A 26805-nucleotide genomic window follows, 5' to 3' on the forward strand; every position below is an offset into this window, starting at 1 on the left:
ATTTGCTGTATCGCGTCGGGATGAGCTCATTATAGGGCAATTTCTTACACACGCAAGTGCTTTTAACTGATTGTTTTATTGAGTGTTGTATTTTTATGCACTGTTTTGGTTCATTTTTAGGCTTTTTGTCGCGTAAGCTTTTAATATTAAAGCAGAAATATGAACAAAATATTTCTGCTTTATTTTTTAACTATTTTTTCACATTTGTTTTTATTGTTTGAATACTGATGATTTTTACAGCTTGTTTAGGTACATCTTGGTGCATACCCACTGTTTGTGTTGGTGTCTGTACGATTTTATCGACGATATCTAGTCCTTGTGTCACCTTACCAAATACGGCGTACCCAGGGTTTCCAGCAGACTTATTTAAAAAGTCGTTATTTGCAACATTAATAAAGAATTGACTGGTTGCAGAGTTTGGCGCATTAGTCCGTGCCATAGCCAAAGTCCCACGAACGTTCTTTAAGCCATTGCTAGATTCATTCTGGATCGCTGGCTGAGTAGCCTTCTCTTTCATGTTGCTATCAAAGCCACCGCCTTGAATCATAAAACCAGGGATAACTCGATGGAAAATGGTGCCGTTGTAAAATTGACTATTTACATAGCTCTTAAAATTTTTTACTGATATCGGTGCTTGATCATCATAAAGCTCTATATTGATGTTGCCTAAATTGGTTTTAATTTGCATATCTGTATTGGCGAACGCTTGATTCACCAAAACCACTAAAGCAAGACCGATGCCTATTTTTTTGATCATTCTCTTTTCCTTAAACATTTTAAATTAATAAGCCTCTCATAGTAGTCTGCTTTTATTCTGTTGAAAAATGACATTTAAACACGTTTACCAATACTCAACAGTATTCACGACTATATCTATATAGCTGTCATAAGCCTTACTGGTTGTTGAATATGTTGATGATGCTTTATCAACAAAAGAGCTGTATGGATAAATCCGTGTGCTTAGCCCTTATAGAACAATTATTCTTATTTGATTATTTTTTAATCAATCACTTTTGTTCCACGTGAAACAAAAGTGACTTGTAAAAGATGATATTGTGTTATTGCTTATCCCAGAATTTACGGAACTCTTTACTCATCTCTATAACGTATTTTTTAGCTTTACGTGAAACAGGGGTTAAATTAATAAATCCGTGGGTTTGATCTTCATAATCCTGATAATGAACCTTTACGCCATTTTGACGTAACTTATAAGCATAAATTTTACCTTCATCGTGCAAAAGATCATGTCCAGCCGTTACTACAAATGCAGGGGCAAGTTTCTTTAGCTGGCCATTGGTCGGTGAAATGATTGGATCATCCAATGCCATATTAAAACGTGTCGCATAATATTCGGTCACATAATCAATATCTGAGCCTGTCAACACCAAGCCATCTTTATAAGCAAAGAAAGATGGATGTCGACTCTTAAAATCAACGGCAGGATAAATCAAGAACTGGGCTTGAGGCGCAAACACTGTATTGACTGTGCGTTGTGCAACAACAGCGCTAATATTTCCGCCCGCGCTATCTCCTGCAACCGCAATCCGGTTTTTGAGAATTTTAAATTGACGGCGATTTTGATACACCCAAGCCAAAGCATCTTCACAAGATTGAATTAAGTCACGTGGGCCAACTTCAGGTGCGAGTGGATATTCAATACTTAAAACCTGAACTTTTGCATGAGCAGCAATTAAGCGACACACTTCATCATGGGTGTCTACACTACCTACCACAAAACCACCGCCATGATAAAATACAATCATTGGCAATTTTTTATTTGGTGCAGGATGGTAATGGCGTGCATAGACGCTGCCACTTTGCAGCGGAAGACGAATATCTTCAACAAATTGGATATGGGTCGGTTTGTTTATAATAGATTGCATTTGTGATTCAAATTGCTTTCTAGAGCGCTCTACATCTGCGCCAATAAAACCTACTTTGCCCTGTTTAAGTTGAGCTGCCATCAAACATTTGGTGAAACTATCCAATTGAGGAAATTGGTACGGGTAACCCAATAACTTGGTTAATGACTCTTGAGCGAATGTAGGCAAACGATCTAAAGCCCTACCTGCCGAACCCTGCCCTTTTTCGACTAAATCATGAATACTACGTTGAAAAGCAACCATTACGATTCTTCCTTAAATGTTCAAATTCTTCATATTGTCTACATGATCAGGCATCGACTGACTATAATCTTATACAAGTCTCATCATCGATATACAAATATAATTTTTAAATACGCTAATCTGAGTTAAATGACTTGTCATTGACTATTTTGCTATATCTGAATTTTTTTTTGCTATTTTGCTTGTTAAATGGAGACAACTTATGGCTATAAAAGCATTAATTGTTTCATTCATAACATCTATTATTGCTGTTGGTTGTGTTGCATTTCCTGAAGATGGTTATGACTCTCGCGGCTATGGGCAACCCGTATATCGAGATTATGGCTATGGACAACGCTATGATCCAAGATATGACCGAAACAATGATCGCCAACGTTGGGAACGCGAGCGAGCTTATCGTTTACAACAAATGCGCATTGAACAAGAACGGCGCCAAAAGAACTGGGATAAACAACGCTGGCAATATGAACAAGCCAAACGTGATCAAATGAAAAAACAGCAATGGGAACAACATAGAAAAGATTGGAACAATAAATCAAATCGTGACCACCGCTGGGACAACCGACCTGATCAAAAACAGTGGCAACAGCGTGATCGTCAAAATCAACAACAGCAACGTGATAAAAGACGTGATGAGCGTAAAAACAGAGATCACAACAAAGATTAATCTTCAAGAATTTGGGGCGAACCCAGATTCTTTTGTCTTTTTAGCAAACAATTTATTCATTTATAAAAGCAAACGTAATGATTTTCCTCAGTAATTAATAGCTTCTGACATTTCTTCTTTGCTGAGGAAATTTTGTCATTTGGGTCATTGCGAACTGACTCATTTCAAGTAATGATTTCAATAACATCAATTCATCATTGAACTCGAACAATTGATTTGGAAAATCGATTGTTCAGAATAGATCATGTTGGGTTTAGCAATAAACGATTTTCTAAACTAAATACATTTTTGATGTCACAAAGTTCTATTGGTCGAGGCTCTTCGATTCAATTGAACATGAATAATATTGATCATGGAAAGGAAAAAAATAATGAAATGGTCTAACGCTCTCATTGCTGCTGCGGGTCTTTTGCTTGCAACATCTGCCACTCAAGCAAAACAAGTCATGTGTGTATTTGATTTAGTGGGTAAAAATGGTGATGTGTTTACCTTAATGAAAGATTATCAACTTGCAGCGAAAAACTGGGGTGCGGATCTGGAATTAAAAGTGAATTCAAATGAATCTGTTATTGCAGAAGATTTTAAAGCGGGTAAATGTGATGCTGTCAGTATCACAGGTATGCGTGGCCGCCAATTTAATAGTTTCACTGGTTCTTTAGATGCAATTGGTGCGATTCCAGATCTCAATCTCGCGGTAAAAGTCATGCAAGGATTAGCAAATCCAAACTTTGCAAAATACATGACCAGTGGAAAATATGAAGTTGTTGGTGTTATTCCAGTAGGTGATGCTTTCCTGATGGTCAATGACCGCAATATCAATACCGTTGCAAAAGCAGCGGGTAAAAAAATTGCGGTACTCGACTATGACCAAGCACAAAAAATTATGGTTCAACAAATTGGTGCTCAAGCAGTTGCCGCGGATGTTACAAATTTTGGCAGTAAATTCAATAATGGTCAGGTTGATATTATTGGTGCACCTGCAGCGGTATTTAAACCTTTAGAGCTGCATAAGGGTTTAGGGACTAAAGGCGCTATTGTGAATTACCCACTGCTACAAGTCACAGGTAATATCATCATTCGTCCAGATAAATTCCCTGCTGGCTATGGTCAAAAATCTCGTGATTGGATTAAAACGCAATTGCCTCGTGCAAACACCATCATTGGAAAAATGAAAGCAGATATTCCAGCGAAATACTGGATGCAAGTTCCAGATGGTGATAAACCTGGTTATCAAAAACTCATGCGTGAATCTCGTATCAGCTTGACCAAACAAGGCGTTTATAACAAACAAATGATGAAAATCCTTTGGCAATTCCGTTGTAAAAACGATCCGAAAAACTTTGAATGTGCGCTACAAGATGAGAACTACAAATAATTCTAGATTAAATCCGATAAATTTAGTCTGAATTTACTTTAAAGTTCACTCACTGACCATATATTGAGTATGTTATACTGAATATATGGTCTTTTCATTTAAGCCATTTGAAATCTGAGGAACAATATCATGACCGCCCAAGCACTTGAGCTGACTGACAATGCTGCAAATAAAGTTCGCCAACTTCGTGATAGCGAAGGTAATCAAGATCTGATGTTACGTGTCTATGTAACGGGTGGCGGCTGTTCAGGATTTTCTTATGGTTTTAACTTTGCCGAAAGTATGAATGAAGATGATGCTGAATTCATAAATGGTGATGTAAAAATGTTGGTTGACTCGTTGAGTTATCAATATCTCGTCGGTTCTAAAGTTGACTATATTGAAGGCTTAGAAGGTTCACGTTTTATTGTAGAAAACCCGAATGCAACAACAACTTGCGGTTGTGGTTCATCATTCTCCATTTAATTCAAAGCATATTTTGAATCAAATCATGCCCTCTTCTTATGAGGGCATTTTTATGGTTAGGACATCAAGGTTAAATCGTTTCTAAAATATATTGGCTCAATTGTTTTGCATTCTGCACTGGTATCCAATGCGTCGCATCCATCACAATTTCTTTATAAGCTGCTTTTACATAATGATGATTTAAGGCGACGCTTTTAGAACCGATCGCTGAGTCACGTTTGCCCCAAATAAATAAAGTCGGCACACAAACTGGTTGGGTTAAATTTTTATTTGAACTAAATGGAAGTCCCCGATACCAATTTAATGCAGAACTTAGACGCTTTTCCACCACGATGTCTTGTTGGAAATCTTCGAGTTGTTTTGCGGTCATTCCTGAATCTTTTAATAAGCCCAGACCCAACTTTGGTAATTTCTCAAATAATAATTCTGGAATTTTGGGTAATTGGAATAAACCAATATAGTAAGATTTTAACAATTGATTACTGCTTAACATCGAACGCATAAATGCTGCTTTATGCGGTACAGAAATCGTAATCAAATGTTTTATTTTTTCAGGATAACGTTGTGCAACATCCCAAGCAACCACTGCCCCCCAATCATGTCCAACTAAATAAACCTGTTGTTGGATCATATCGATTAAAGCATTTACATCTTCAACCAAAGCAGAACTTCTATAATCACGGCGGTTTTGCGGTTGTGCACCTAAACTATAACCACGTTGATTGACAGCAAAAGTACGATAACCGTTTTGATTCAGGATCTCTGCAGTTTCTTGCCAGCTTTTATTGGTTTCAGGAAAACCATGTAACAAGACAAAAGGCTGCCCATCCAAAGGACCCGAATCTATCACATCAAAGCTAAAACCCTCTCTTTGAAATGATTCTATGCGCTGTTTCTGTATCGCTAAGTTCATTGTGATCTCAGTTTTAATTTTTATTGATAGTGGAAGCTTATGCACTATTTTTTAACAGCAGTAAAGGACAATCTCAGCGCTAAACAGGTCGATCATTGTTCTACAAAATATCTCAGGCGACCAAGCAAAAATGAATTCTCATTTTCAAGAACAATGATCAGTAGTCGTTATAGATCAGCAAAATTTGTCCCATTCTGGTTGCTTTCATTTGTTTTTATACCGCACTTGTTCTTGTTTTAAATATTGATTGCTAAGGTGTATCACTCACCTTAGCAATCATTTCAGTTTTAAACTGCCGTAATCGTGCCTAAGATACGATAGCCTTTTGCCCCCGTAACAGCAGGTAGGTTGCCACTTAACTGTTGGTCAAAACGCATGGCGAGCCACGCAAATGCGGTTGCCTCTACCCATGTCGGTGCTAAGCCCAGCGCAGAAGTCGATTGTACAGACCAATTGTGCTTACGTAGACGCCAACGGAGTTGTTCAAGTAGATGTGAGTTATAAGCACCTCCACCGCAAACATAGACCTCACCCGTATCTAGAGGTGAACGATAAATAGCTTTCTTGATGGCACGTGTCGTGAGTTTCATCAACGTTGCCTGAATATTTTCAGGGGTATCTTCTAATTCATCATATTCTAAATCATTGCGCCAATCTAAAATCTGCTCATCTAACCATTCCAAGTTAAAGTCTTCACGCCCTGTACTTTTTGGAGGTTCTTTAGAGAAGTATTCATTTGCTTGAAGGCGATCTAACAATGAACGTATCGGTTGACCATAAGCTGCCCAATTGCCATTTTCGTCATAAGGTTGCCCAGTATAACGATGACACCACGCATCCATAAGAATATTGGCAGGACCTGTATCAAAACCATAAACATTCTGCTCATCACCAGCAGGCAGCATGCTGACATTGGCAATCCCCCCTAAATTGAGAATCACTCGATGAATGGTTGAATGTTGAAATAAAGCTTGATGAAATGCTGGAACTAGAGGAGCACCCTGCCCACCTGCCGCCATATCACGACGACGAAAATCTGAAATCACAGGAATTTGAGTAATTTCCGTAATAATATTTGGATCACCAATTTGTAAAGTAAACCCGTGTTCTGGGCGATGCCGAATAGTTTGTCCATGACAACCAATCGCTTTAATTTGGCTTTTATCTAAATTATTTTCTTGTATGAGTTGGTTAATGCCATTGCCAATCATGGTTGCAAGAGCGACATCAGCCTTACCCATTCGATCGATTTCATTATCATCAGGTAAGGTCAATGCCATCAATTCATCGCGTAAATGAGGATCAAAAGCGACTGTAAGCGTGGCATGGATATGTAAAGGATCAAATGAAGCAGCAACAAAATCGACGCCATCCATGCTGGTTCCAGTCATTACGCCAATATAGATTGTTGTCATGAGATATTCTTCGCCTGCATTATGCTGAAAAAATGTTAGTATATCGCACAAATAGTCTAACTGAAGTATTTGGGTTTTTGTAATGTCAAATTTCCTGCCGGCTGAAGAACAACTTGCCCTCATTCGCCGAGGCACTCACGAAATTATTTCTGAAGAAGATCTTCTGAAGAAACTAAAAGAAAATCGTCCTTTAAAAATTAAAGCAGGATTTGATCCAACTGCCCCAGATTTACATTTGGGTCATACTGTTTTAATTAACAAATTAAAAGCGTTTCAAGATCTTGGTCATGATGTCACATTCTTGATTGGTGATTATACCGCCATGATTGGTGACCCAACAGGTAAGAGTGCGACTCGTCCACCACTATCGCGTGAACAAGTTTTAGAAAATGCCAAAACATATCAAGAACAAGTGTTTAAAATTCTTGATCCAAATAAAACCAAAGTTCGTTTTAACTCTGAGTGGTTTGCAACAAAAACCGCTGCTGATTTGATTCAATTGGCTTCGCAGCAAACTGTTGCGCGTATGCTAGAACGTGATGACTTTACTAAACGCTATAATAGCCATCAACCGATTGCTATTCATGAGTTTTTATATCCTTTAGTTCAAGGTTACGACTCTATCGCGCTTGAAGCCGATGTTGAGCTCGGTGGTACAGACCAGACCTTTAACTTACTTATGGGACGTACTCTTCAAGGTCGTTATGATCAAGAAGCTCAAGTATGTATTACCGTACCAATCCTAGAAGGATTGGATGGCGTTAATAAAATGTCGAAGTCTTTAGGCAACTATATTGGTGTATTTGATGCCCCTGGCGCAATGTACCAAAAAGTATTGTCTATGCCTGACAGCTTGATTGAACGCTATTTTGAATTACTCAGCTTTAAGTCTATGGACGAAATTGACGTTCTTCTCAAAGAAATGGCTGAAGGTCGTAATCCGCAAGACATTAAGAAAATTCTTGCACTTGAGTTGGTTGAACGCTTCCATGGCGCAGAAGCTGCTGAACATGCACATAAAGGTGCGGGTAACTTAATCACAGAAGGTGAGCTACCTGAAGGTACGCCTGAAGTGACTATTTCTCGTGGTGAATACAATGGAGAAATCTCGATTGTGTCTATTTTACGTGCCGCAGGCTTAACCAAGAATTCAGCACAATCTAAAGATGCTGTTTCACGTGGAGCCGTAAAAGTAGATTGGGAAGTTGTGGATGCAAACTTCACTGTGAAAGAAAATGTTACTTTGGTTATTCAGGCAAGTAAAAAAGCCATTGCAAAAGTGACCTTTACCGATTAATCCCGTGTAAGCCAATAAAACCAGAAAAGCCATCAACATTGATGGCTTTTTTTATTGAATAAATTTATTCACCTGCAAGTGAACATTCAAAGTTGGTGCGATCTACCGTACAGCGTGCTTTTTTCAGTACCGACATCATTACAGGATCGTACACCCCTCTTTTTGTTAACTCAATCCGCCCTTCTCGCAATAATTTCTGATAACGGAGTGCATCATCCTTGGACACATTTAATTTATATTTTGCTGGGATCTCAGCTTCCATTTTTTCTATTTTCTTAAATGAACTTGGTAACTGCTTCACAGCCCACTCACGTGACTTAATACCAAAACCTTCTGGAAATTGCTCAGGTTTAATAATTAAATCAGCAGTCACATTCACTACGGGATAAGTAAACATTGCACCATTGCTACCTAAACCTTTATAAATTTCCAATGGTTTATAGGCATAGGCTGGCGAAGCAATCGCATCCACCTCACCATCATTAAATTTTTTCACAAAATTAAAAATATCAGAAGGAACCCCGATTGCGCCTACACGCTCAACGGCAACCTTTTGTGCAAGATCATAATGCAGATAGGCAAACTTTTTACCTTTGCCCTTCTCCAAAGTATTCATTGCGCGATCTTTAACAAAGATATAAGCAATACCAATCGGGGTAATCATTGCCAATTCATATTTGACCCCATTTTTTTCAGAAACCAATCTTTTTGCATTGCGTTTATCCAAGGCATAGTTGATCGCTCTTCTGGCAATTTCATTGTTGGGAATTCCTCCCAAAGCATCAATAGATCCACCAAATTTATTGTATTCACGTGAGCGCATCGTGGTCATTGCCGCGGCATCACATTTATTGGTTTTAAAATTTTTATCCACAGCTTCTTCTGACTGATACACGGTTAAATTAATATCAGCGTCCCATGCTTTGGCTGCTAAAGCCCATTCTTCCATGAGTTTATAAGATTCACCCGCTTTACCCAGTAAATCAAACACACACACATTTTGTTTTGCCTGTAGCAGAGGTGAAAAAAAAACTGAAAAAACAATCGGTAAATATCCTATTTTATTCATCATCTGACGTCCATATTTTTATAAATAGATTTATCCTTGTAGATGTAAAAGCAATCCAAGTCTTTTACTTTAACTACACATTTTTAGGTGATACTGTGATTAATTCTACATAAATTGGATATTTTTTGTTAGTTTTTTAACCAACTTTTAGATAAGATAAAAAATTCAGGACAAAATTCTGATAAAAATAAGTGACTGATCTGATTTATTGAGCGGTTTTTTTATTGAGTGATTTTAAAATTAAAATATTCTAATTATTGCTGCTGGTTTGGGAGATATACGCATTTTTTTATTGAAGCATTCACAATAAAGCATTGTTTGTTTTTTTGAATTGACCCTATTTACCCAATTTATTGTGCATTTCACTCAAGAAAAGACATTTTGTCACTTCTTTTATCAAATACATTTTTTGAACTCTACCATTTATCCTTTACTATACCGCATCCGATATTCAATAGTCAGTTTCCTATGATTCAGTTAGACCAACTTTCAATTCGCCGTGGTGGACGCATTTTATTCCAAAAAGCGTCTATGCAACTTCATCCTGGTTGGAAAATTGGTTTAACAGGTGTAAATGGTGCGGGTAAATCCACATTGTTCTCAGCACTTTTGGGTGGAATGGAGTCAGACAGCGGTAGCTTAACTCGTCCAAATATATGGACCGTAGCCCATATGGCTCAGGAAATCAAAGCCTTAGATATGAAAGCTATTGATTTTGTGTTATCTGGCGATGAAGAATATTGGCTCATCCAAGACAAACTAAACCATTCTGAAGATTTGAGTAATGATGAGTTAGCGCATTTATATAGCCGTTTTGAAGAAATTCATGGCTATACAGCTGCATCTAAAGCATCTCAACTGATGGCCGGTTTAGGTTTTTTTGAGCATCAATCAGAACTCTTGGTTTCAAGTTTCTCTGGTGGGTGGCGGATGCGTTTAAATCTTGCTCGCACCCTGATGAGTCGCTCAGACTTACTATTACTCGATGAACCGACCAACCATTTAGACTTAGATGCAATTTTATGGTTAGAAGATTGGCTCAAGGCATATGAAGGCACGCTCATTTTAATTTCACATGACCGCGATTTCTTAGATGCAATCACAGATCATATTTTACATATCGAAAATCAAGTACTGACTTTATATACTGGCAACTACTCTACTTTTGAAACCACACGTGCTGAGCGATTAGCACAACAACAACAAGCGTTTGAAAAACAACAAGAAGCTAAAGCACACTTACAAAAATTTATTGACCGTTTTAAAGCCAAAGCGACTAAAGCACGACAAGCGCAAAGCCGTATTAAACAACTTGAACGTATGCAAGAGCTTGCCCCTGCGCATGTCGATAATCCATTTACCTTTAGTTTCCGTGAACCAAGCAAAATGAGTTCACCGCTGCTCACACTCGAACATGCAGATATTGGCTATGGCGATAAATTAATTGTCACCAATGTAAATTTACAGATTACACCAAGCAGTCGTATCGGTTTACTGGGAATGAATGGTGCAGGTAAATCGACCCTAATTAAATCTTTAGTCGGTGATTTACCACTGATTCAAGGTTTACGTAAAGATTCTGAATTACTCAACATTGGTTATTTTGCCCAGCACCAAATGGATGCTTTAGATGGCAATGCCAGCCCGATGTTACAACTTTCTCGCATTGCTGACCCAAAGATCAGTGAAGCAGCATTACGCTCCTTTTTAGGAAGTTTTGGCTTTAGTGGTGAACGTATGGACACCCCAAGCGAAAGCTTCTCTGGCGGTGAGCGTGCGCGTTTGGCTTTGGCTTTAATCGTCTGGCTACGTCCAAATGTTTTAATTCTCGACGAGCCCACTAACCATTTAGATTTAGATATGCGCCATGCACTTACGATGGCTTTACAGGATTTTGAAGGTGCTGTGGTTTTAGTTTCCCATGAACGTCAGCTGATCGCTTCAGTCTGTGATGAACTTATTTTGGTTCACGCAGGTCAAAGCAAGGAATTTGATGGGGATTTACAAGATTATGCAATGTGGTTACGTCAAGCACGTATCGATATGATCAAGAATGGACAACAGCCTAGTGCACCTGTTCAATCTCAGGTGGTTGAAAAGCCAAGTATTTCAAAACTCGATAAAGAAGCACAACGTAAAGAAGCAGCTCGTCAACGTGAACTGAGCCGTCCTATTCGTAAAAATATCGAGAAAATTGAGAGTCAAATTGGAAAAATTCAACCTAGACTCGTAGACATTGAAGCATTACTTGCAGACTCAGCCCTTTATGAGGCAAACCGTAAAGATGATTTACTCAAACTCATGAATGAACAGACAGAGTTAAAAGTAAAATTAGAACAAGCTGAAGAAAAAATGCTTGAACTGATGATGGAACTAGAAACATTAGAAAGCTCTTTCGATTAAAAAGTGCTTTTAAATACAGTAAGCCCCTCAAATTAGCTAGAAATAGGCAGATGCCTTTTCTAGCTTTTTAATAAAATATAATTAAAAATCAATAATTTAATTTATAAAAATTATTTTATTTAAAGTTCTAAACGCAACTTCATCGCCTTAACAAAATTTAAAGCTCTATACCTCTTCTCATAAATCATCAGTAATTCAATACATAGCCACGCTATGCAAACACGCTCAAGTGTTGTTTGTCATTACTCTAGATTCCCCCAGATCAAAAAGAAAGCTTTTTAGCACAATAATCCAATAAAAATCATAAGCTTATTTTATTTAACATCCAAACCACATCCAACAGCCACGTTCAACCTCAAAAGCATCTTCAAATCGATAAAATAAAATCATAACTTTTATTTATAATTGGTGATTTCCAGCGTGGAACATATTAGCTCAACTAAATAATAACTAAAAAGGCTTTAAAAAGACAATTCATTTGAATTTAAAAATGTTTTTTATCAATTACATGTGGATAAGTTAAAATTTTAAAACAGTTCTTCTGACTCATTCTTTGAGAGCATTTTTTAATGATTTTGAAGTTTTATATGTGATTAAATCAGTCTGTATTGATCGAATTTAAGCTTAATTGAAAAGTTACCCACACACTTATCAACATTATTTTGGTTAATAATAGAACAAAATTCAAGTGCAAAATTTAACCGTTCGTCGCTTTTTATAATGAACATTCATCTAATTTTTTTTGATTTCAGCAAAATTATTTAAAATTACATAGATCATGAATTTCGAACAATTTGTAATGAAAAAGCATAACTCGGACTTAAAAAACTGATTTACTTATAAAAAGATTGTCGATGAAATGAGAGTTAAGTCGCTAATTCACAATAATTGTCAAAAAAAAAATAATAAATGGAGTAAATGCTCTATTTTTTTCAAACAAAGCTGATTAATATTGCGCTTATGGAAAAGTTCCTAAAGATGGATAAATAGATAAGGACGAAAATATGAAAAAAATTGCATTCGCTATTGCTGCAACTTCAATCGTTGGATTTAGTTCAGCATCTCAAGCTGCGACAGATGTCTGCGTATTTGACTTATTAGGTAAGTCAGGTGAGTCATTTCAAATGGCGCAAGAATGGGCATTATCAGCAAAAAGTTGGGGAGCTGATATCAATCTCATTCCAAAACAAGATGAGGCTGTTGCAGATAACGACTTTAAAGCAGGCAAATGCGATGGCGTATTTATGACTGCAATGCGCGCGCGTCAATACAATAAATTTGTGGGTTCAATCGACTCTATTGGTGGTGTGCCAAGTAATGCGATTGCACAAAAAGCCATTACTTTTGCCTTAGATGCGCGTAATGCTGCAAAAATGACCACAACCTTGGGTGGTAAAAAATACGAAGTTGCTGGTATTGCACCACTTGGTTCAGCATTTATTTTTGTACGTGATAAAAATATCAACTCGATTGAAAAAGCCGCTGGTAAAAAGTTTGCTGTATTAAGCTATGACAGCGCTCAAAAAATTCTAGTACAACGTGTTGGTGCACAAGCAGTTCCTTCAGATATCACCAACTTTGTTGCAAAATTCAACAATGGTCAAGTTGATATGGTCGGTGCGCCTGCTTATGCCTACAAACCGCTTGAAATTCAAAAAGGTTTAGGTGCAAATGGGGCAATGTTTAACTTCCCTGTATTACAAGTAACTGCTGACTTTGTCATCCGTCCTGAAAAATTCCCTGCAGGTTTTGGTCAAAAATCTCGTGATTATTTTGTGAAAAACTTGCCAAAAAGCTTTGCTATGATTAATCGCCTAGAAGCGACTATTCCAGCAAAATACAAAATGAATTTAACCGCTGAAGATAAGCTGAAATATCAAAAGTTAATGCGTGATGGCCGTTTAGAACTGACTAAACAAGGTATTTATGATGCAGGCATGATGTCTGTGTTGAAAAAAGCACGTTGTTCAGTAGATAAAGCCAACTTTGAATGTACGCTAGGTGGTGAATAATACTTTAGATGAAATAAGCTAAAGTCTACAAAAAAACCAGCTTTGAGAAGCTGGTTTTTTTTGTTTTAAATAGAAGCAGTAGCACTATCAAAATTAAAATAAGGGCTATAAAAAAGGGAATAAACCGAGGTTTATTCCCTTTTATTGACTAAAATGAGTTTAATTAAGCATCAATATCTGCATTTAATGCATTTTCTTCAATGAAAGCACGACGTGGTTCTACATCATCGCCCATTAAACATGCAAACATACGATCGGCTTCAATCGCATCATCAATGGTCACTTGCAGCATATTACGGTTTTCAGGATCCATTGTGGTTTCCCAAAGCTGTTCAGCATTCATCTCACCCAAACCTTTATAGCGTTGGATCATCATGCCGCGACGTGAATCTGTCAAAATGTGTTGCCAAACCTGATGGAAAGTCGAAACGTTGATTTTACGTTCGCCTTTTTGCAGATAAGCACCTTCTTCTAACAAGGTGAACCAGCTCTTCGAGTTTTGCAATAAACGTTTATATTCGCCCGATGCCAATAAACCCGCGTCTAATAAATAGCTATGCGGTAAATTGTGCACATAAATCGTTATACGCGGGAAATAAATCGTCGTTTTAAGCCCATCAGCAGTTTCTTTATCAAAGGGTTCCAAGCTCAACACTGGACGTAAACTCGGTTGCGTTGTTTCAATCGCAGTACGAAGTTTTTCACCCCATTGTTGTACATAATCTTGGTCATGATTTTGATCAAGTTTAAAATGCTCAAGACTCAATAAACCATCCAGCAAGGTCGCAGGATAACGCACAGTTAAACGCTGCAAACTCTTTTGAGAGGTTTGATAATCAGCAATCACTTTCTCTAATGCTACGCCACGAATTGCAGGCGCTTCAGCATTGACACGTAATTCAAGTTCATCAATCGCATTTGAAATCAAATAAGTTTCTAAAGCATCATTGTCTTTAATGTACTGCTCTTGCTTACCTTTTTTCAGTTTATACAGTGGTGGTTGTGCAATATAAATATAACCACGTTCCACAAGTTCTGGCATTTGACGGAAGAAGAAAGTCAAAAGCAGGGTACGAATGTGTGAACCATCCACGTCAGCATCGGTCATGATAATGATTTTATGATAACGCAACTTGTCTGGGTTATATTCTTCACGGCCAATACCACATCCTAATGCAGTAATCAGCGTACCCACTTCCTGTGATGAAATCATCTTATCGAAACGTGCACGTTCCACATTCAGGATTTTACCTTTGAGCGGAAGAATGGCTTGCATTTTACGGTTACGGCCTTGTTTTGCAGAACCGCCCGCAGAGTCACCCTCGACCAAGTATAATTCTGAAAGTGCTGGATCTTTTTCCTGACAGTCTGCCAACTTACCTGGAAGACCGGCAATATCAAGCGCACTCTTACGACGTGTCATTTCACGTGCTTTACGCGCAGCATCACGCGCACGTGCAGCATCAATGATTTTGCCTGCAATAGATTTTGCAGCCTGAGGATTTTCTAATAAATACTCAGAAAAGGCTTTGTTCATTGCCTGCTCGACAGCAGGTTTAACTTCACTCGACACCAATTTTTCTTTGGTTTGAGATGAGAATTTAGGATCAGGTACTTTAACTGAAACAATTGCTGTTAAGCCTTCACGCGCATCATCACCAGTAACTGCAACTTTCTCTTTTTTGAGTAAGTTTTCATTTTCCATGTAGCTGTTTAAGCCACGTGTCAACGCTGCACGGAAACCAGCTAAATGCGTTCCACCATCTTTTTGTGGAATATTGTTGGTAAAGCAACGAACATTCTCTTGATAGGTATCATTCCATTGCAAAGCAACTTCAACACCTATGCCATTTTCAGCTTGAGTGGTGAAATGGAAGATTTCATTGAGATGGGTTTTACCTTGGTTAATATATTTTACAAACTCAGATAAACCACCTTCGTAATCGAAGACATGTTCTAAGGCAACACGTTCATCACGTAGGACAATACGAACACCCGCATTCAAGAATGAAAGTTCACGTAAGCGACGTGCCAAAATATCGACATTAAAAATCGTTTGGCTAAACGTTTCAGTACTTGGCCAGAAACGAACAATGGTCCCTGTGGTTTCGACATCACCCACAATTTTTAACGGATAAACCGGATCACCATGTTTATATTCTTGTTGATGAATATGACCAGCACGATGAATCGTAAGTTCAAGTTTGCTTGAAAGTGCATTAACTACAGATACACCTACGCCGTGCAAACCGCCTGAAACTTTATAGCTATTATCATCAAACTTACCACCTGCGTGCAGAATCGTAAGAATTACTTCTGCAGCAGAGACACCTTCTTCTGGGTGAATATCAGTTGGAATACCACGTCCATTATCTGCAACGCTGACTGACTCATCTTCATGAATAGTCACTAAAATTTCATCACAATGACCAGCTAAAGCTTCATCAATCGCGTTATCGACGACCTCAAATACCATATGGTGTAAGCCTGAACCATCATCAGTATCACCAATATACATACCTGGGCGTTTACGAACTGCATCTAGACCACGTAATACTTTGATACTAGAGGAATCATAAGCCTTTTCAATGGTTGGTTCTGTTTGAGAAGCTATTTGATCTTCTGAACTCATGGTTTCTCCCTAGTGAAAAATAGGTCTTTCCAAAATTGGCTAAAATCTAAAATCATGTTGCAACAACACTTACCTGACCTTGGTCAACATTGAATAACTGGTAGGAAATAGACAAATCATGTAAATGTTTTTTTACTGATTCATGGTCTAGTGTGGTAATAAAAACTTGACTACCAAGTTGGCTCAATCGCTCAATTAAACGTTGTTGTGCGCTTAAATCTAATTCTGCTGTCACATCATCTAATAATACCACAGTTTCTTTATTACAGGCATGTAACATGGCAATTTGTGATAGTTTTAAAGCCATTATCAACAACTTTTTCTGCCCTCTAGACAGTACCACATCCGCTTCGCCTAAAGGGGTTTTTAATCGGATATCTGCACGATGCGGTCCATACTCGGTATAACGTCGATCAACATCTTTTTGGTGATATTGAATCAGGTCATTGGCCAAACCATGTTCCACATGGAACCCTGCACTGTATTCCATTTCAATCTTTAAATCGGGTAGCAACTGCGCCAAATCTTCTTGCAAATATAACTTCCATTGCTCAACAATCTCGACCCGTTGAGAATGTAACATTTCACCATAATCACTGAGCATTTTGTTCCACGGCTCTAAATCAAGCAAAGTCAGATTACGTTTGGTTTTAAGTAAGCTATTTCTTTGCTTTAAAGCGCGAGAATAATATTGCCATGCATGATAGAAGTCTGGTTCCACGTGAAACATGAGCCAATCCAACAATTGGCGACGTGGTTTTGCCCCATGATCAATAATATCAGTACTTAATGGGTCAATCAGTTGCAATGGCAAGATTTTGGCAAGCTGCCCTTGGGTTGCAACAGTATCACCATTGACTTTAATTAACTGCTCACCACTTTGCAGCTTTTGCATACCAATCTTTTCAGTCAAAGATTGGGCAAAAACAATGGCGTCTGATTGATTATTTTGAATGTAATTTTTCGGGATATATGTTCGAAAAGATCGACCTGTTGCCAATAAATGAATGGCTTCTAAAATCGAGGTTTTACCTGAACCATTTTGTCCATAAAAAACATTAAACGGTTGCAACTCATGCAGAGCAACCGTCTTGAGGTTTCGAACACGTTGTATATTTAAACGCGTAATATGCATGGCTATGATTTAAAAATAAATCAATTAAACACGCATCGGCATCACAACATAAGTTTGATTAGATTGGGTTGGATCTTGTACCAATACCGACTGATTCGCTTCAGACATGGTCATTGCGACATCATCACCATCTAAAACACTTAATACATCTAAAATATATTGCGCATTAAACGACATTTCCATCGGTGCATTGGCATATTGAATAGCTAAATCTTCAATCGCTTCATCTTGCTCAGGGTTATTGGCACGTAATTGCAAAGAATCAGCATTAAAGTTTAAGAATACGCCACGTAATTTTTCATTACTTAAAATCGCAACACGTTGTAAGGATTGCTTAAATACATCATGTGGAATATTTACAACTTTGTCACCGCCACGTGGAATCACACGACGATAATCAGGGAATTTCCCATCAATTAATTTTGTTGTGAAACGTACCGTAATATCGCCTTGTTCTTTATCGCGGCTAGAGGTTTGAATGGTAACATTTAACAATTCACGACCAATTAACAAGGTCAGTTGCTCATCTTCAATACTTAAAAGGCGTTGTAACTCACCGACTGCTTTACGTGGAACAATGGCTTGAACCAATTGTGCAGCGGTTGATGACGCTAATGTTTCACAAAGTGCTAAACGATGCCCATCGGTAGTGACTGCGCGTAATTGATTTTCATCAATTTCCAATAATGTACCTGTCAGATAAAAACGTACATCTTGCACAGCCATGGCAAATGAGGTTTTTTCGAATAAACGTTTTAATTCACGCTCAGTGACTTGAACTTGAGTGCCTTGGCTATTTTCATTGGTTAACAATGGATAATCTTCAGCAGGTAAGGTTCCTAAAACAAAGCGGCTGTTTCCAGATTTTAAAATACAGCGTTGATCTTCAGTGATCTGCAAATCAATCAAAGCTGCTGCTGGTAAAGATTTACAAATATCGACCAACTTACGTGCAGGAACTGTGGTTTCCCCTGCTTGTAAACATGCACCTTCAGCTAGAGTTGTACTTGCCACAAGCTCCACTTCCAAATCTGATCCTGTAATCGTAAGGGCTTGATTTGTAGCTTGAATTTTCACGTTTGAAAGAATGTTTAAAGTATGGCGACGTTCAACTGCTCCAACCACATGGGACAAAACATTAAGTAAGCTCTCTTTCGCGATTTTCAAACGCACGGTGGAATTCCTCTAACTAAATATGACAAAAATGTGGGTAATAAATTTTTTTTAATGACGTACTATGCGGCAGTTTATGCCGCATTGCAAGCGCATAATTTGTACAAATTTTAACTTTGTAACAGGCGCATGAGGTTTTTATAATCCTCATTAAAAATTGGATCTTCATCGCGTAAACTTTGCACTTTTTCACAGGCATGCATGACCGTACTGTGGTCACGACCGCCAAAAGCCATCCCAATTTCAGGGAAACTGTCTCCAGTAAGCTCACGCGCAAGACCCATCGCCAACTGACGTGGTCGTGCGTAAATACGTGTGCGTTTTGGTCCCACCAATTCTTTCAATGGAATACGGAAGTATTCACTCACTACGCGTTGAATGTTTTCAGTACTGATGGTACGGGCACGAATCGCCAAAACATCTTTCAATGATTCACGAACCACTTCTAGATCAATTGCAGACCCCTTAAAGCGTGAGATTGCCACAACTTTGTTTAAAGCGCCTTCAAGCTCTCGCACATTGGCAACAACCTGTTGTGCAATAAATAAAGCGCAATTTCGAGGCAGATCGATGCCACTGCTTTCGGCTTTTTTCAGCAAAATTTCGATACGTGTTTCAATATCTGGTGGTTCAACCCCAACCGATAATCCCCATGAAAAACGCGAGACTAAACGCGGATCCAATTCGGTTAATTCTTTTGGATAACGATCAGAGGTCAAAATAATTTGTTTAGATTCATCCAATAAAGCATTGAATGTATAGAAAAATTCAACAAGACTGGCTTCTTTACCTGCCAACAAATGAATATCATCAACCAACAATAAATCTAAAGAACGGCAATTCTTTTTAAATTCTTCAACTTTACCTTTTTGCAAAGAGCTGACAAAATCTTGGACAAAGCTTTCCGCAGTCATATACATCACACGCGCATTTGGCTTTGCCTGTAATAATGCATTCCCAACAGCTTGCATTAAATGCGTTTTACCTAAGCCTGTAGGGCCGTATAAAAAGAGTGGATTATGTTGAGATTCACCCAGTTGTGTTAAAACTTTGCGGCAGGTTTCAGCCGCCATTTGGTTTGAACGCCCTTCAACAAATAAAGCAAAGTTAAATAATGGGTTAAGTTGTCGTTTCTTCACATTTTTTGCAGAAACAACTTCATATTCTTTGTCTTTTTTGGCTTTGACATGCTGTGTAGGCATCGGTGAGCTTTCAAGCGCTGCCGTTGTGGTAGCAGGCTGTTCAGCAGCAGAAAGAATTGCACCAGGACGCGAGTCGACTAAAATTTCGACTTTGCGAATACGACCTTCAGATAATTGTTCTGCCAAAATAGAAATCAGTTCTAAATGATGTTCTTGAATGTAGCGAGTCCAATATGGATTGGGTGCATACAGTTTTAAAGTATCTTCGACTTCTTCTGCAACCAAAGGACGAATCCACATGGCAAAGACATTATCAGAGAGCTCTTGTCGCAAGCGAGTTAAGCAGTCCGTCCAAAGCATGTGAAACCCCTTCATTCAATTTTAAATTCAAAAAAGACTATTTACCCCTACCCTGTAGGTGAAGGGGTCGCCATTCTAACCAAGTTATCCACATCTGTCATGGTTAATTCAATCTAATTCGCTCAAAAAAGCAACCTTCTGTAAATAAATTCAAATTCAAAGCAGTTGTGGATAAGGTTTTCCACAAGCTGTGGATAAATTATCACAGAAAGTTATCCACAATCCATCAAATTAATAGAAACATGGATACTCACAGGGTAAGTTATTATTATTTATCTTAAAAAATCGGTTTTCCACAGAAAAAATGCTCCCTAATAATAATAAATATAAATTTTAAATTTGAATTTATTTATAAGGATCAGGATTTCTGTGGATAAAGCTTCAGTTATGAATTTAAATTCAAAACAACACGATTTTTAAATTTAAAATTGAGAAATTAAATTTAAATTGTGAATCAGCCTATGGGTAACTTTGAGGATATATCTGTGCATAACTCTTATTTGCATTATAAAAGAATAAGTTATGCTGTGAATATATATTTTTGATAATTTATTCAATTTAATCTATATAAAGTTGTTGTCTGGGTAAAAATAAAGCGTCTATATAAAAGAAATGTGTATATTTATTGACAGAATAAAGAATGCACAATACAATCGCGAACCTTTAGAAAAGATCAATTTTGGAGTTTCGATATGAAACGTACATTCCAACCATCTGAATTAAAGCGCAAGCGTGTTCATGGTTTCCGTGCTCGTATGGCTACTAAGGCTGGTCGTCAAGTATTAGCTCGCCGTCGTGCAAAAGGCCGTCATAGTTTAACTGTTTAATTTTTTAGACAGTTGATAGACGACTTGGGTGTTATGTCTCTTTATAGTTTCAGTCCAGAGGTGAGAATCCACTGCGCTGCTGATTACAAAGATGTATTTGATGGTGCGCTTTTTAAAGTGCATCAACCCCATTTTATATTCTTAGCAAAAGTTACCGAACAGCCTAAAAGCCGTTTGGGTATTGTTGTTGCAAAGAAGAAAGTGCGCCGTGCGCATGAAAGAAATCGAATAAAACGTTTAACGCGTGAAAGTTTTCGCTTAAACCAGCAAAATATAGATTTATTGGATATTGTGGTGATGCCTAAAGTAGGTATAGAAGCAGTTCCAAATGCTGAGCTTTTTCAGCAATTACAATTTGCTTGGTTGAAATTGCAGCGCATCGTTAAAAAGCACCATAAAATAGCTCAATCTTCCCCTCAAAAATAGAGGATACCAATGATTCGTTTATTGCATTGGTTGATTCGTTTCTATCAAATTGCGATTAGTCCTCTCATTGGACCTCGTTGTCGTTATATTCCGACTTGTTCTCAATATTCGTTAGAAGCGATCCATACGCACGGCGCATTAAAAGGTAGCTGGTTAGCGACCAAACGCGTGTGTCGTTGTCATCCTTGGGGTGGGTATGGTTATGATCCTGTGCCAAAAAAAACAATTCGTTTTATTTCATTTCAGCAAATAGATTCTCAAACGCTTCATGTTCCTGTACCCTTGCGTGAACGTTTATTGAACCAAAATCACTCTAACCACTTGGGGTAATAGATATGCAACAATGGGCCAGGTTTGCAATCCTTGGGGCCATGTTAGTCACCGCATATTTGCTCATTTTGGCTTGGCAAAAAGACTATGGTCATGACAATACATCGAAGGCTGCGACACCGCAGGCTGTTGTAGCGCATGATGTGTCTGCCGATCTGCCAAAAGGTCAAGCAACTGCGGCCACTAGCGATGTTCCACAAGCAAATATAGCTGCTGCACAACAGAATACAGCTGCACCAGCCACAGCAAATCAACAATTGATTTCAGTACAAACTGACCTTTATCATCTTTGGATTAGTCCTAAAGGTGGTGATATTGTTCGTATTGAATTACTGAATCATGACAAGAGCAAAGACAGTGATCAGCCTTTTGTTATGCTTGAAAGTGATGCAAAACGTACCTATGTTGCGCAATCTGGGTTAATTGGATTGAATGGTCCGGACAGTAAGCCAGATCGTCCAAACTATGCGTTTGAAAAAACTGCTTATACTATTGCAGATGCCAAAGCAGCCAAAGACAAAGATGGCAAGACATCTCAAGTTTTAGCTGTACCAATGGTATTTAAAACAGCAGATGGCGTTGAAATCATCAAAACATTTACCTTTAAACAAGGTCAATATCCAATCGATGTAAGCTATCAGGTTGTCAACCGTAGTGCGCAAAATTGGCAAGGACAAATGTTTGGTCAAATTAAGCGTGATAACTCAGATGATCCAGGAAAAACCTCTCAAGGGATTTTTACACTTGGAACATATTTGGGTGGCGCTTGGGGTACACCTGATGAGCATTATAACAAGCTAAAATTTGCAAATTTTACTGATGAAAAACTCAACACTGAAGCAAAAGGCGGATGGGTTGCGATAGTTCAGCATTATTTTGTAAGTGCTTGGATGCCTGGTCATTTTGGCGGTCAAGAATACACAGCAAAATTGGAATCTCGTAAATCTGCAGATGGTATGAATATCATCGGATTTACTTCTCCAACCATCAATGTTCCAGCTGGAAAAGCAATGAGCATTGATGCAACGTTCTACTCAGGTCCAAAAATTCAATCTGAATTAAAAGACTTGGCTGTTGGTTTAAACCAAACTGTAGACTATGGTTGGTTATGGCCAATTGCAAAATTATTATTTGCTGGCTTACAGTTCTTCCATAATCTTGTAGGTAACTGGGGCTGGTCAATTATCTTATTGACTGTATTGGTTAAGCTTATTCTTTGGCCATTGTCGTCTAAGAGCTATCGTTCTATGGCGAAAATGCGTGTGATTGCACCTGAAATGCAACGCATGAAAGAAGAGTTTGGTGAAGACCGCATGCGTTTCTCACAAGAAATGATGGCGCTTTACAAACGTGAGCAAGTCAATCCACTTGCGGGTTGTTTACCATTGTTGTTGCAAATGCCAATCTTCTTAGCATTGTATTGGGTATTGATGGAATCTGTAGAGCTTCGTCATGCGCCATGGATGCTTTGGATTCAAGATTTATCTGCAATGGATCCTTGGTTTATTTTGCCGTTGATCATGGGTGTAACGATGTTTGTTCAACAAATGTTGAACCCTCAACCTACTGATCCAATGCAAGCTAAAGTCTTCAAAATCATGCCGATCATGTTTACAGTATTTATGCTGTTCTTCCCTTCTGGCTTGGTTTTATACTGGATTGTGAACAACTCGATCACGATTCTGCAACAATGGTTTATCAACAAAAATGTTGCTAAAGCCAAAGTCGCAAGCGAAGTGGTTTAATCTTCATAGATTAAGCAATAGCTGAAAAAATCCGCTTAAGATGGTAATCTTAGGCGGATTTTTTTATTGTCAAAGTTTGAGTAATTTAGATGAGCAACCCTGTAAGCCAAACCACAATTGCAGCAATTGCGACTCCACCTGGACGTGGTGGTGTAGGTGTGATTCGTCTATCTGGTCCTAAGGCTTATGCGATTGCACAAGCTTTAACTCAAAAAGCGCTTCCCCAAGCGCGCTTTGCTGGTTTTCGTCAGTTTTTTGATGAAAAAGGTGAAGTGATGGATGAGGGGCTAGCAATTTGCTTTCCAAATCCAAACTCGTTTACGGGTGAAGATGTGGTGGAATTGCAGGGACATGGTGGTCCTGTAATTCAAAATGCACTTCTTGCACGATTGTTCGAGCTGGGTGCTATTGCGGCCAAAGCAGGCGAGTTTTCCATGCGAGCCTTTGAAAATGGCAAAATGGACTTGGTTCAAGCTGAAGCGATTGCAGATTTAATTGATGCGACCTCACAAGCCGCTGCGCGTTCTGCAGTACGTTCTTTGCAAGGTGCATTTTCCAATAAAGTGAATACCGTATTGGAAAAATTGATTCATTTACGTTTGCATGTTGAAGCGGCAATTGATTTCCCAGAAGAGGAAATCGACTTTTTGGCAGATGGAAAAATTCTTCATCTGCTTGAAGATGTGCAGGCTTCAGTCTCTGCTGTACAACACTCTGCGCGTCAGGGGCAGTTATTACGTGAAGGTCTGCAAGTGGTGATTGCAGGTAAGCCCAATGCGGGTAAATCTTCGTTATTGAATGCTTTGGCGGGAAATGACCGTGCCATTGTTACGGATATCGCAGGAACGACGCGTGATGTACTACATGAGAAAATTACTTTAAATGGCTTGCCTATCACACTGACCGATACTGCGGGCTTACGTGAAACAGGTGATGTGGTCGAAAAAGAAGGTATTCGCCGAGCAATCAAAGAAATTGAGCAAGCGGATTTATTACTTTTGGTTTATGACCTCAGCCAAGGTGAAAATCCTTTAGCACTTGCTCAGCGCTATTTTGAAGATCATTTAGAAACTAAACGCTTAATATTGATTGGTAACAAATGTGATTTAACTACGCAGTCACCTGAATTAAGTGATTTTCAAGGTTTTCGCCATATTAGCGTGTCGGCCAAGCAGGAAATGGGCGTACAAGCGCTTATAGATGCGATTACAGCGCATGCTGGCTTCCATCCTGAAGAAGATACCTTTATTGCTCGTACACGCCATTTAGACGCAATGAAGCGTACTCAGCACTATCTTACAGAAGCACATGAGCAACTTGAGGTCTATCATGCGGGTGAACTGGTCGCTGAATCGTTACGTTTAGCACAGAATGCCTTAGCTGAGATCACAGGCGATTTTAGTGCAGATGATTTATTAGGGGTAATTTTTGGCTCGTTCTGTATTGGAAAGTAATTTGTATTGGAAAGTAATCCTTTACTCTAAAAGCTTAAAAGCGGACATTAGTCCGCTTTTTTTGATGAAAAGTTGTGCTTTTGTAAGCTGAATTTACATCAATCTTAGAATTGTTTACTGTAAGATCAATTACATATTCAACAAAGGCTTCTTTTCATGAAAAAAACTCCTTTATTGCTTGCGATTGCTGTTTTAGTGATGACTTCAAATGTTTGGGCGGGTAAGGATGATCATGTGATTATTCAAGAAGCTGCCAAAAACAAGATCACCATTGGACAAGCGATACGTGCCAATGATGAAACGGCTGTTACCTTGACGGGGACAATTGTTCGTCAAATAAAACATGAACATTATGAGCTAAAAGACAGCACAGGAACTATTGGGATCGAAGTGGATGACGATCTTATCGATTTAAAAAAGTTAAAACCGGGTACCAAAGTTAAAGTTGTGGGGGAAGTCGATACTCACCGCTATAAACCTACTGATATAGAAGTGGTTAAAATTGAGATTATTCAATAATTGCTTTTAACCAACATCTAGGCGCACAGCGCCTAGATGTTTGATCCAACTTTAATTTTTTAAATGACTGATCAATAAATAAATACATAAGATACCAATTCCTGCACAAAAGCCTAAAACACCAACCATTAAACCGAAATGATCAGATAAAAAGCCTGCGCTAATGATCGGCACAATGGTACCAAAATAGGCAATAAACAAATAAGTAGAAACCACAGCTGCCCGATTTTCAACATTGGTCATGTGGTGAATCAATGCAAAAGCACTCAGTAACGTTAAACCATGCCCCATTCCGACCAAAACCACACTCAAAAAGAATAAGAAACTCCACTGCATGGTCATACAGATCGATAAAATAATATAGCTGGAAATCAATAAGACTAAGCCTGTATTCAATGCTTTATGCATATCAAAAGACTTTGCTATAAATTGGATGATCGCAGAAACCATTAAGATACTGGCAATGGTTGCACCACTGACCAATGGTCCATGCCAAGGAATCACATCTCGAATAAAGGAAGGTGCTAATGAGGCAAATAAACTAAATGAGCCAAAAGCACAGAATGCGGTAAAACTGGCGATATAAAACAGTTTTTTAAATTGAGCTTCTGGCAGTTGTAAGTGGGGTGCAATAGAAAATGGCTGCCTTTCAAACCTCATGGTTTTAATCGTAAATAAACTCAGCAAACTGATGATTGCTGCAATAATTACGGGTAAATAAGGTGTGACAAGTGGGCGATCAGAAAATTGTGCGATTGCACCACCAATAAAAGGACCCAGTCCAAAGCCAATGACGGTAATAATTGAACTTAACTGTGCGGCATTCTGTTTATGTGAGTCAGGAATGGTATAAATCAAACCTAACATTGCAGAGGTGCTGATCAACCCAGAGGCAATGCCAATGATAAAGCGCCCAAATCCAAGCAAATAGGTGGTTGATGCAAACACCGACAGTGTTAGGCCAATCACAGCAAACAATAGCCCGATTTGTAAGGTACGAATAAAACCAAAACTATTACTGCTACGTCCTAAAAATAATAATGTGGTTAAACAACCAAACATATAGGCCACGAAAATATAGGTGATCTGGCTTGGGAGTAATTGCCAAAGTTGTTGATAAATTGGATATAAGGGGCTAGCGAGCGCCGTACCAATCGTACCAATACATAAGGCTAGGCTGATCATTAAAAATGAACGCCATGATTGTTGATTCATAAATATAGGACTTCAAATGCAAATGTTTTGCAGATAAAAATGCCAAACCTGTTCAATACAAAGTTCGGCATGGAAGGAATTGAGTATGGAAAGATTAAAACTTAA

The 26805-nt window shown here is 38.4% G+C and carries 22 protein-coding genes; 12 read left to right on the forward strand and 10 right to left on the reverse strand.

Annotation, left to right across the window (positions count from 1 at the left end):
• Positions 1–190 precede the first annotated feature (190 nt).
• Together FY049_RS19930 and FY049_RS19935 are read right to left on the reverse strand one after the other, a co-directional pair.
• Positions 191–757 (reverse strand): peptidylprolyl isomerase, encoded by a 567-nt coding sequence (locus tag FY049_RS19930; protein WP_004718908.1) that lies wholly within the window; start codon positions 755–757, stop codon positions 191–193.
• 301 nt (positions 758–1058) lie between these two features.
• The gene (locus FY049_RS19935; RefSeq protein WP_446084215.1) at positions 1059–2126 is read right to left on the reverse strand and encodes an alpha/beta hydrolase; all 1068 of its coding nucleotides are present in this window, start codon (positions 2124–2126) and stop codon (positions 1059–1061) included.
• A gap of 202 nt (positions 2127–2328) precedes the next feature.
• Between FY049_RS19935 and FY049_RS19940 the strand changes: the two genes are divergently transcribed.
• From FY049_RS19940 to erpA, 3 genes are all read left to right on the forward strand, one after another.
• Positions 2329–2793, forward strand: coding sequence for a hypothetical protein (locus tag FY049_RS19940; RefSeq protein ID WP_056515547.1), 465 nt, complete (start codon positions 2329–2331; stop codon positions 2791–2793).
• A 370-nt stretch (positions 2794–3163) separates the two neighbouring features.
• Entirely contained in the window at positions 3164–4168 is a 1005-nt protein-coding gene (locus tag FY049_RS19945) for a putative solute-binding protein (protein ID WP_004818193.1), read from the forward strand.
• Between the two features lie 129 nt (positions 4169–4297).
• Positions 4298–4633: an iron-sulfur cluster insertion protein ErpA gene (erpA, locus tag FY049_RS19950; RefSeq protein ID WP_004718915.1), complete on the forward strand. Its 336-nt coding sequence runs from the start codon at positions 4298–4300 to the stop codon at positions 4631–4633.
• A gap of 70 nt (positions 4634–4703) precedes the next feature.
• On the opposite strand, the gene FY049_RS19955 is transcribed toward erpA, so the two are convergent.
• Positions 4704–5546, reverse strand: a complete 843-nt coding sequence (locus tag FY049_RS19955) for an alpha/beta fold hydrolase (RefSeq protein WP_327857940.1) — start codon at positions 5544–5546, stop codon at positions 4704–4706.
• A gap of 287 nt (positions 5547–5833) precedes the next feature.
• The gene (locus FY049_RS19960) at positions 5834–6961 is read right to left on the reverse strand and encodes an anhydro-N-acetylmuramic acid kinase (protein ID WP_035370790.1); all 1128 of its coding nucleotides are present in this window, start codon (positions 6959–6961) and stop codon (positions 5834–5836) included.
• An 82-nt stretch (positions 6962–7043) separates the two neighbouring features.
• Here FY049_RS19960 and tyrS point away from each other — a divergent pair, with 82 nt between their 5' ends.
• Positions 7044–8258: a tyrosine--tRNA ligase gene (gene tyrS / locus FY049_RS19965; protein WP_004718921.1), complete on the forward strand. Its 1215-nt coding sequence runs from the start codon at positions 7044–7046 to the stop codon at positions 8256–8258.
• A gap of 64 nt (positions 8259–8322) precedes the next feature.
• Here the strand turns inward: tyrS and FY049_RS19970 are convergent, their stop codons facing one another.
• Positions 8323–9327, reverse strand: coding sequence for a putative solute-binding protein (locus FY049_RS19970; RefSeq protein WP_218619759.1), 1005 nt, complete (start codon positions 9325–9327; stop codon positions 8323–8325).
• A 468-nt stretch (positions 9328–9795) separates the two neighbouring features.
• Between FY049_RS19970 and FY049_RS19975 the strand changes: the two genes are divergently transcribed.
• Together FY049_RS19975 and FY049_RS19980 are read left to right on the forward strand one after the other, a co-directional pair.
• A complete protein-coding gene (locus FY049_RS19975) occupies positions 9796–11730 on the forward strand; it encodes an ATP-binding cassette domain-containing protein (RefSeq protein WP_234624347.1) in 1935 nt (644 codons plus the stop codon).
• A 1004-nt stretch (positions 11731–12734) separates the two neighbouring features.
• Entirely contained in the window at positions 12735–13742 is a 1008-nt protein-coding gene (locus tag FY049_RS19980; RefSeq protein WP_004718925.1) for a putative solute-binding protein, read from the forward strand.
• 163 nt (positions 13743–13905) lie between these two features.
• On the opposite strand, the gene gyrB is transcribed toward FY049_RS19980, so the two are convergent.
• From gyrB to dnaA, 4 genes are all read right to left on the reverse strand, one after another.
• Entirely contained in the window at positions 13906–16374 is a 2469-nt protein-coding gene (gyrB, locus tag FY049_RS19985; RefSeq protein ID WP_004818189.1) for a DNA topoisomerase (ATP-hydrolyzing) subunit B, read from the reverse strand.
• Positions 16375–16426: 52 nt separating this feature from the next.
• The gene (recF, locus tag FY049_RS19990; RefSeq protein WP_446084216.1) at positions 16427–17509 is read right to left on the reverse strand and encodes a DNA replication/repair protein RecF; all 1083 of its coding nucleotides are present in this window, start codon (positions 17507–17509) and stop codon (positions 16427–16429) included.
• Positions 17510–17533: 24 nt separating this feature from the next.
• Positions 17534–18682 carry a DNA polymerase III subunit beta gene (gene dnaN, locus FY049_RS19995; RefSeq protein ID WP_004718933.1) on the reverse strand — a complete coding sequence of 383 codons (1149 nt, stop codon included), beginning with the start codon at positions 18680–18682 and terminating at the stop codon, positions 17534–17536.
• A gap of 110 nt (positions 18683–18792) precedes the next feature.
• Positions 18793–20184, reverse strand: coding sequence for a chromosomal replication initiator protein DnaA (dnaA, locus tag FY049_RS20000; RefSeq protein WP_004818188.1), 1392 nt, complete (start codon positions 20182–20184; stop codon positions 18793–18795).
• Between the two features lie 692 nt (positions 20185–20876).
• Here dnaA and rpmH point away from each other — a divergent pair.
• From rpmH to FY049_RS20030, 6 genes are all read left to right on the forward strand, one after another.
• Positions 20877–21011, forward strand: a complete 135-nt coding sequence (gene rpmH / locus FY049_RS20005) for a 50S ribosomal protein L34 (protein ID WP_000831329.1) — start codon at positions 20877–20879, stop codon at positions 21009–21011.
• A gap of 33 nt (positions 21012–21044) precedes the next feature.
• A complete protein-coding gene (gene rnpA, locus FY049_RS20010; protein ID WP_004718937.1) occupies positions 21045–21437 on the forward strand; it encodes a ribonuclease P protein component in 393 nt (130 codons plus the stop codon).
• Positions 21438–21446: 9 nt separating this feature from the next.
• Positions 21447–21767 (forward strand): membrane protein insertion efficiency factor YidD, encoded by a 321-nt coding sequence (gene yidD, locus FY049_RS20015; protein WP_004718939.1) that lies wholly within the window; start codon positions 21447–21449, stop codon positions 21765–21767.
• 5 nt (positions 21768–21772) lie between these two features.
• Positions 21773–23512, forward strand: a complete 1740-nt coding sequence (gene yidC / locus FY049_RS20020; RefSeq protein WP_004718941.1) for a membrane protein insertase YidC — start codon at positions 21773–21775, stop codon at positions 23510–23512.
• An 89-nt stretch (positions 23513–23601) separates the two neighbouring features.
• Complete coding sequence (gene mnmE, locus FY049_RS20025; RefSeq protein ID WP_224964491.1) at positions 23602–24966, forward strand: tRNA uridine-5-carboxymethylaminomethyl(34) synthesis GTPase MnmE; 1365 nt, start codon at positions 23602–23604, stop codon at positions 24964–24966.
• Positions 24967–25122: 156 nt separating this feature from the next.
• Entirely contained in the window at positions 25123–25485 is a 363-nt protein-coding gene (locus tag FY049_RS20030) for a NirD/YgiW/YdeI family stress tolerance protein (protein WP_004818181.1), read from the forward strand.
• Between the two features lie 51 nt (positions 25486–25536).
• On the opposite strand, the gene FY049_RS20035 is transcribed toward FY049_RS20030, so the two are convergent.
• Complete coding sequence (locus FY049_RS20035) at positions 25537–26700, reverse strand: MFS transporter (protein ID WP_446084217.1); 1164 nt, start codon at positions 26698–26700, stop codon at positions 25537–25539.
• Between the last annotated feature and the right edge of the window lie 105 nt (positions 26701–26805).

The organism is Acinetobacter sp. 1125_18A (assembly GCF_052824985.1).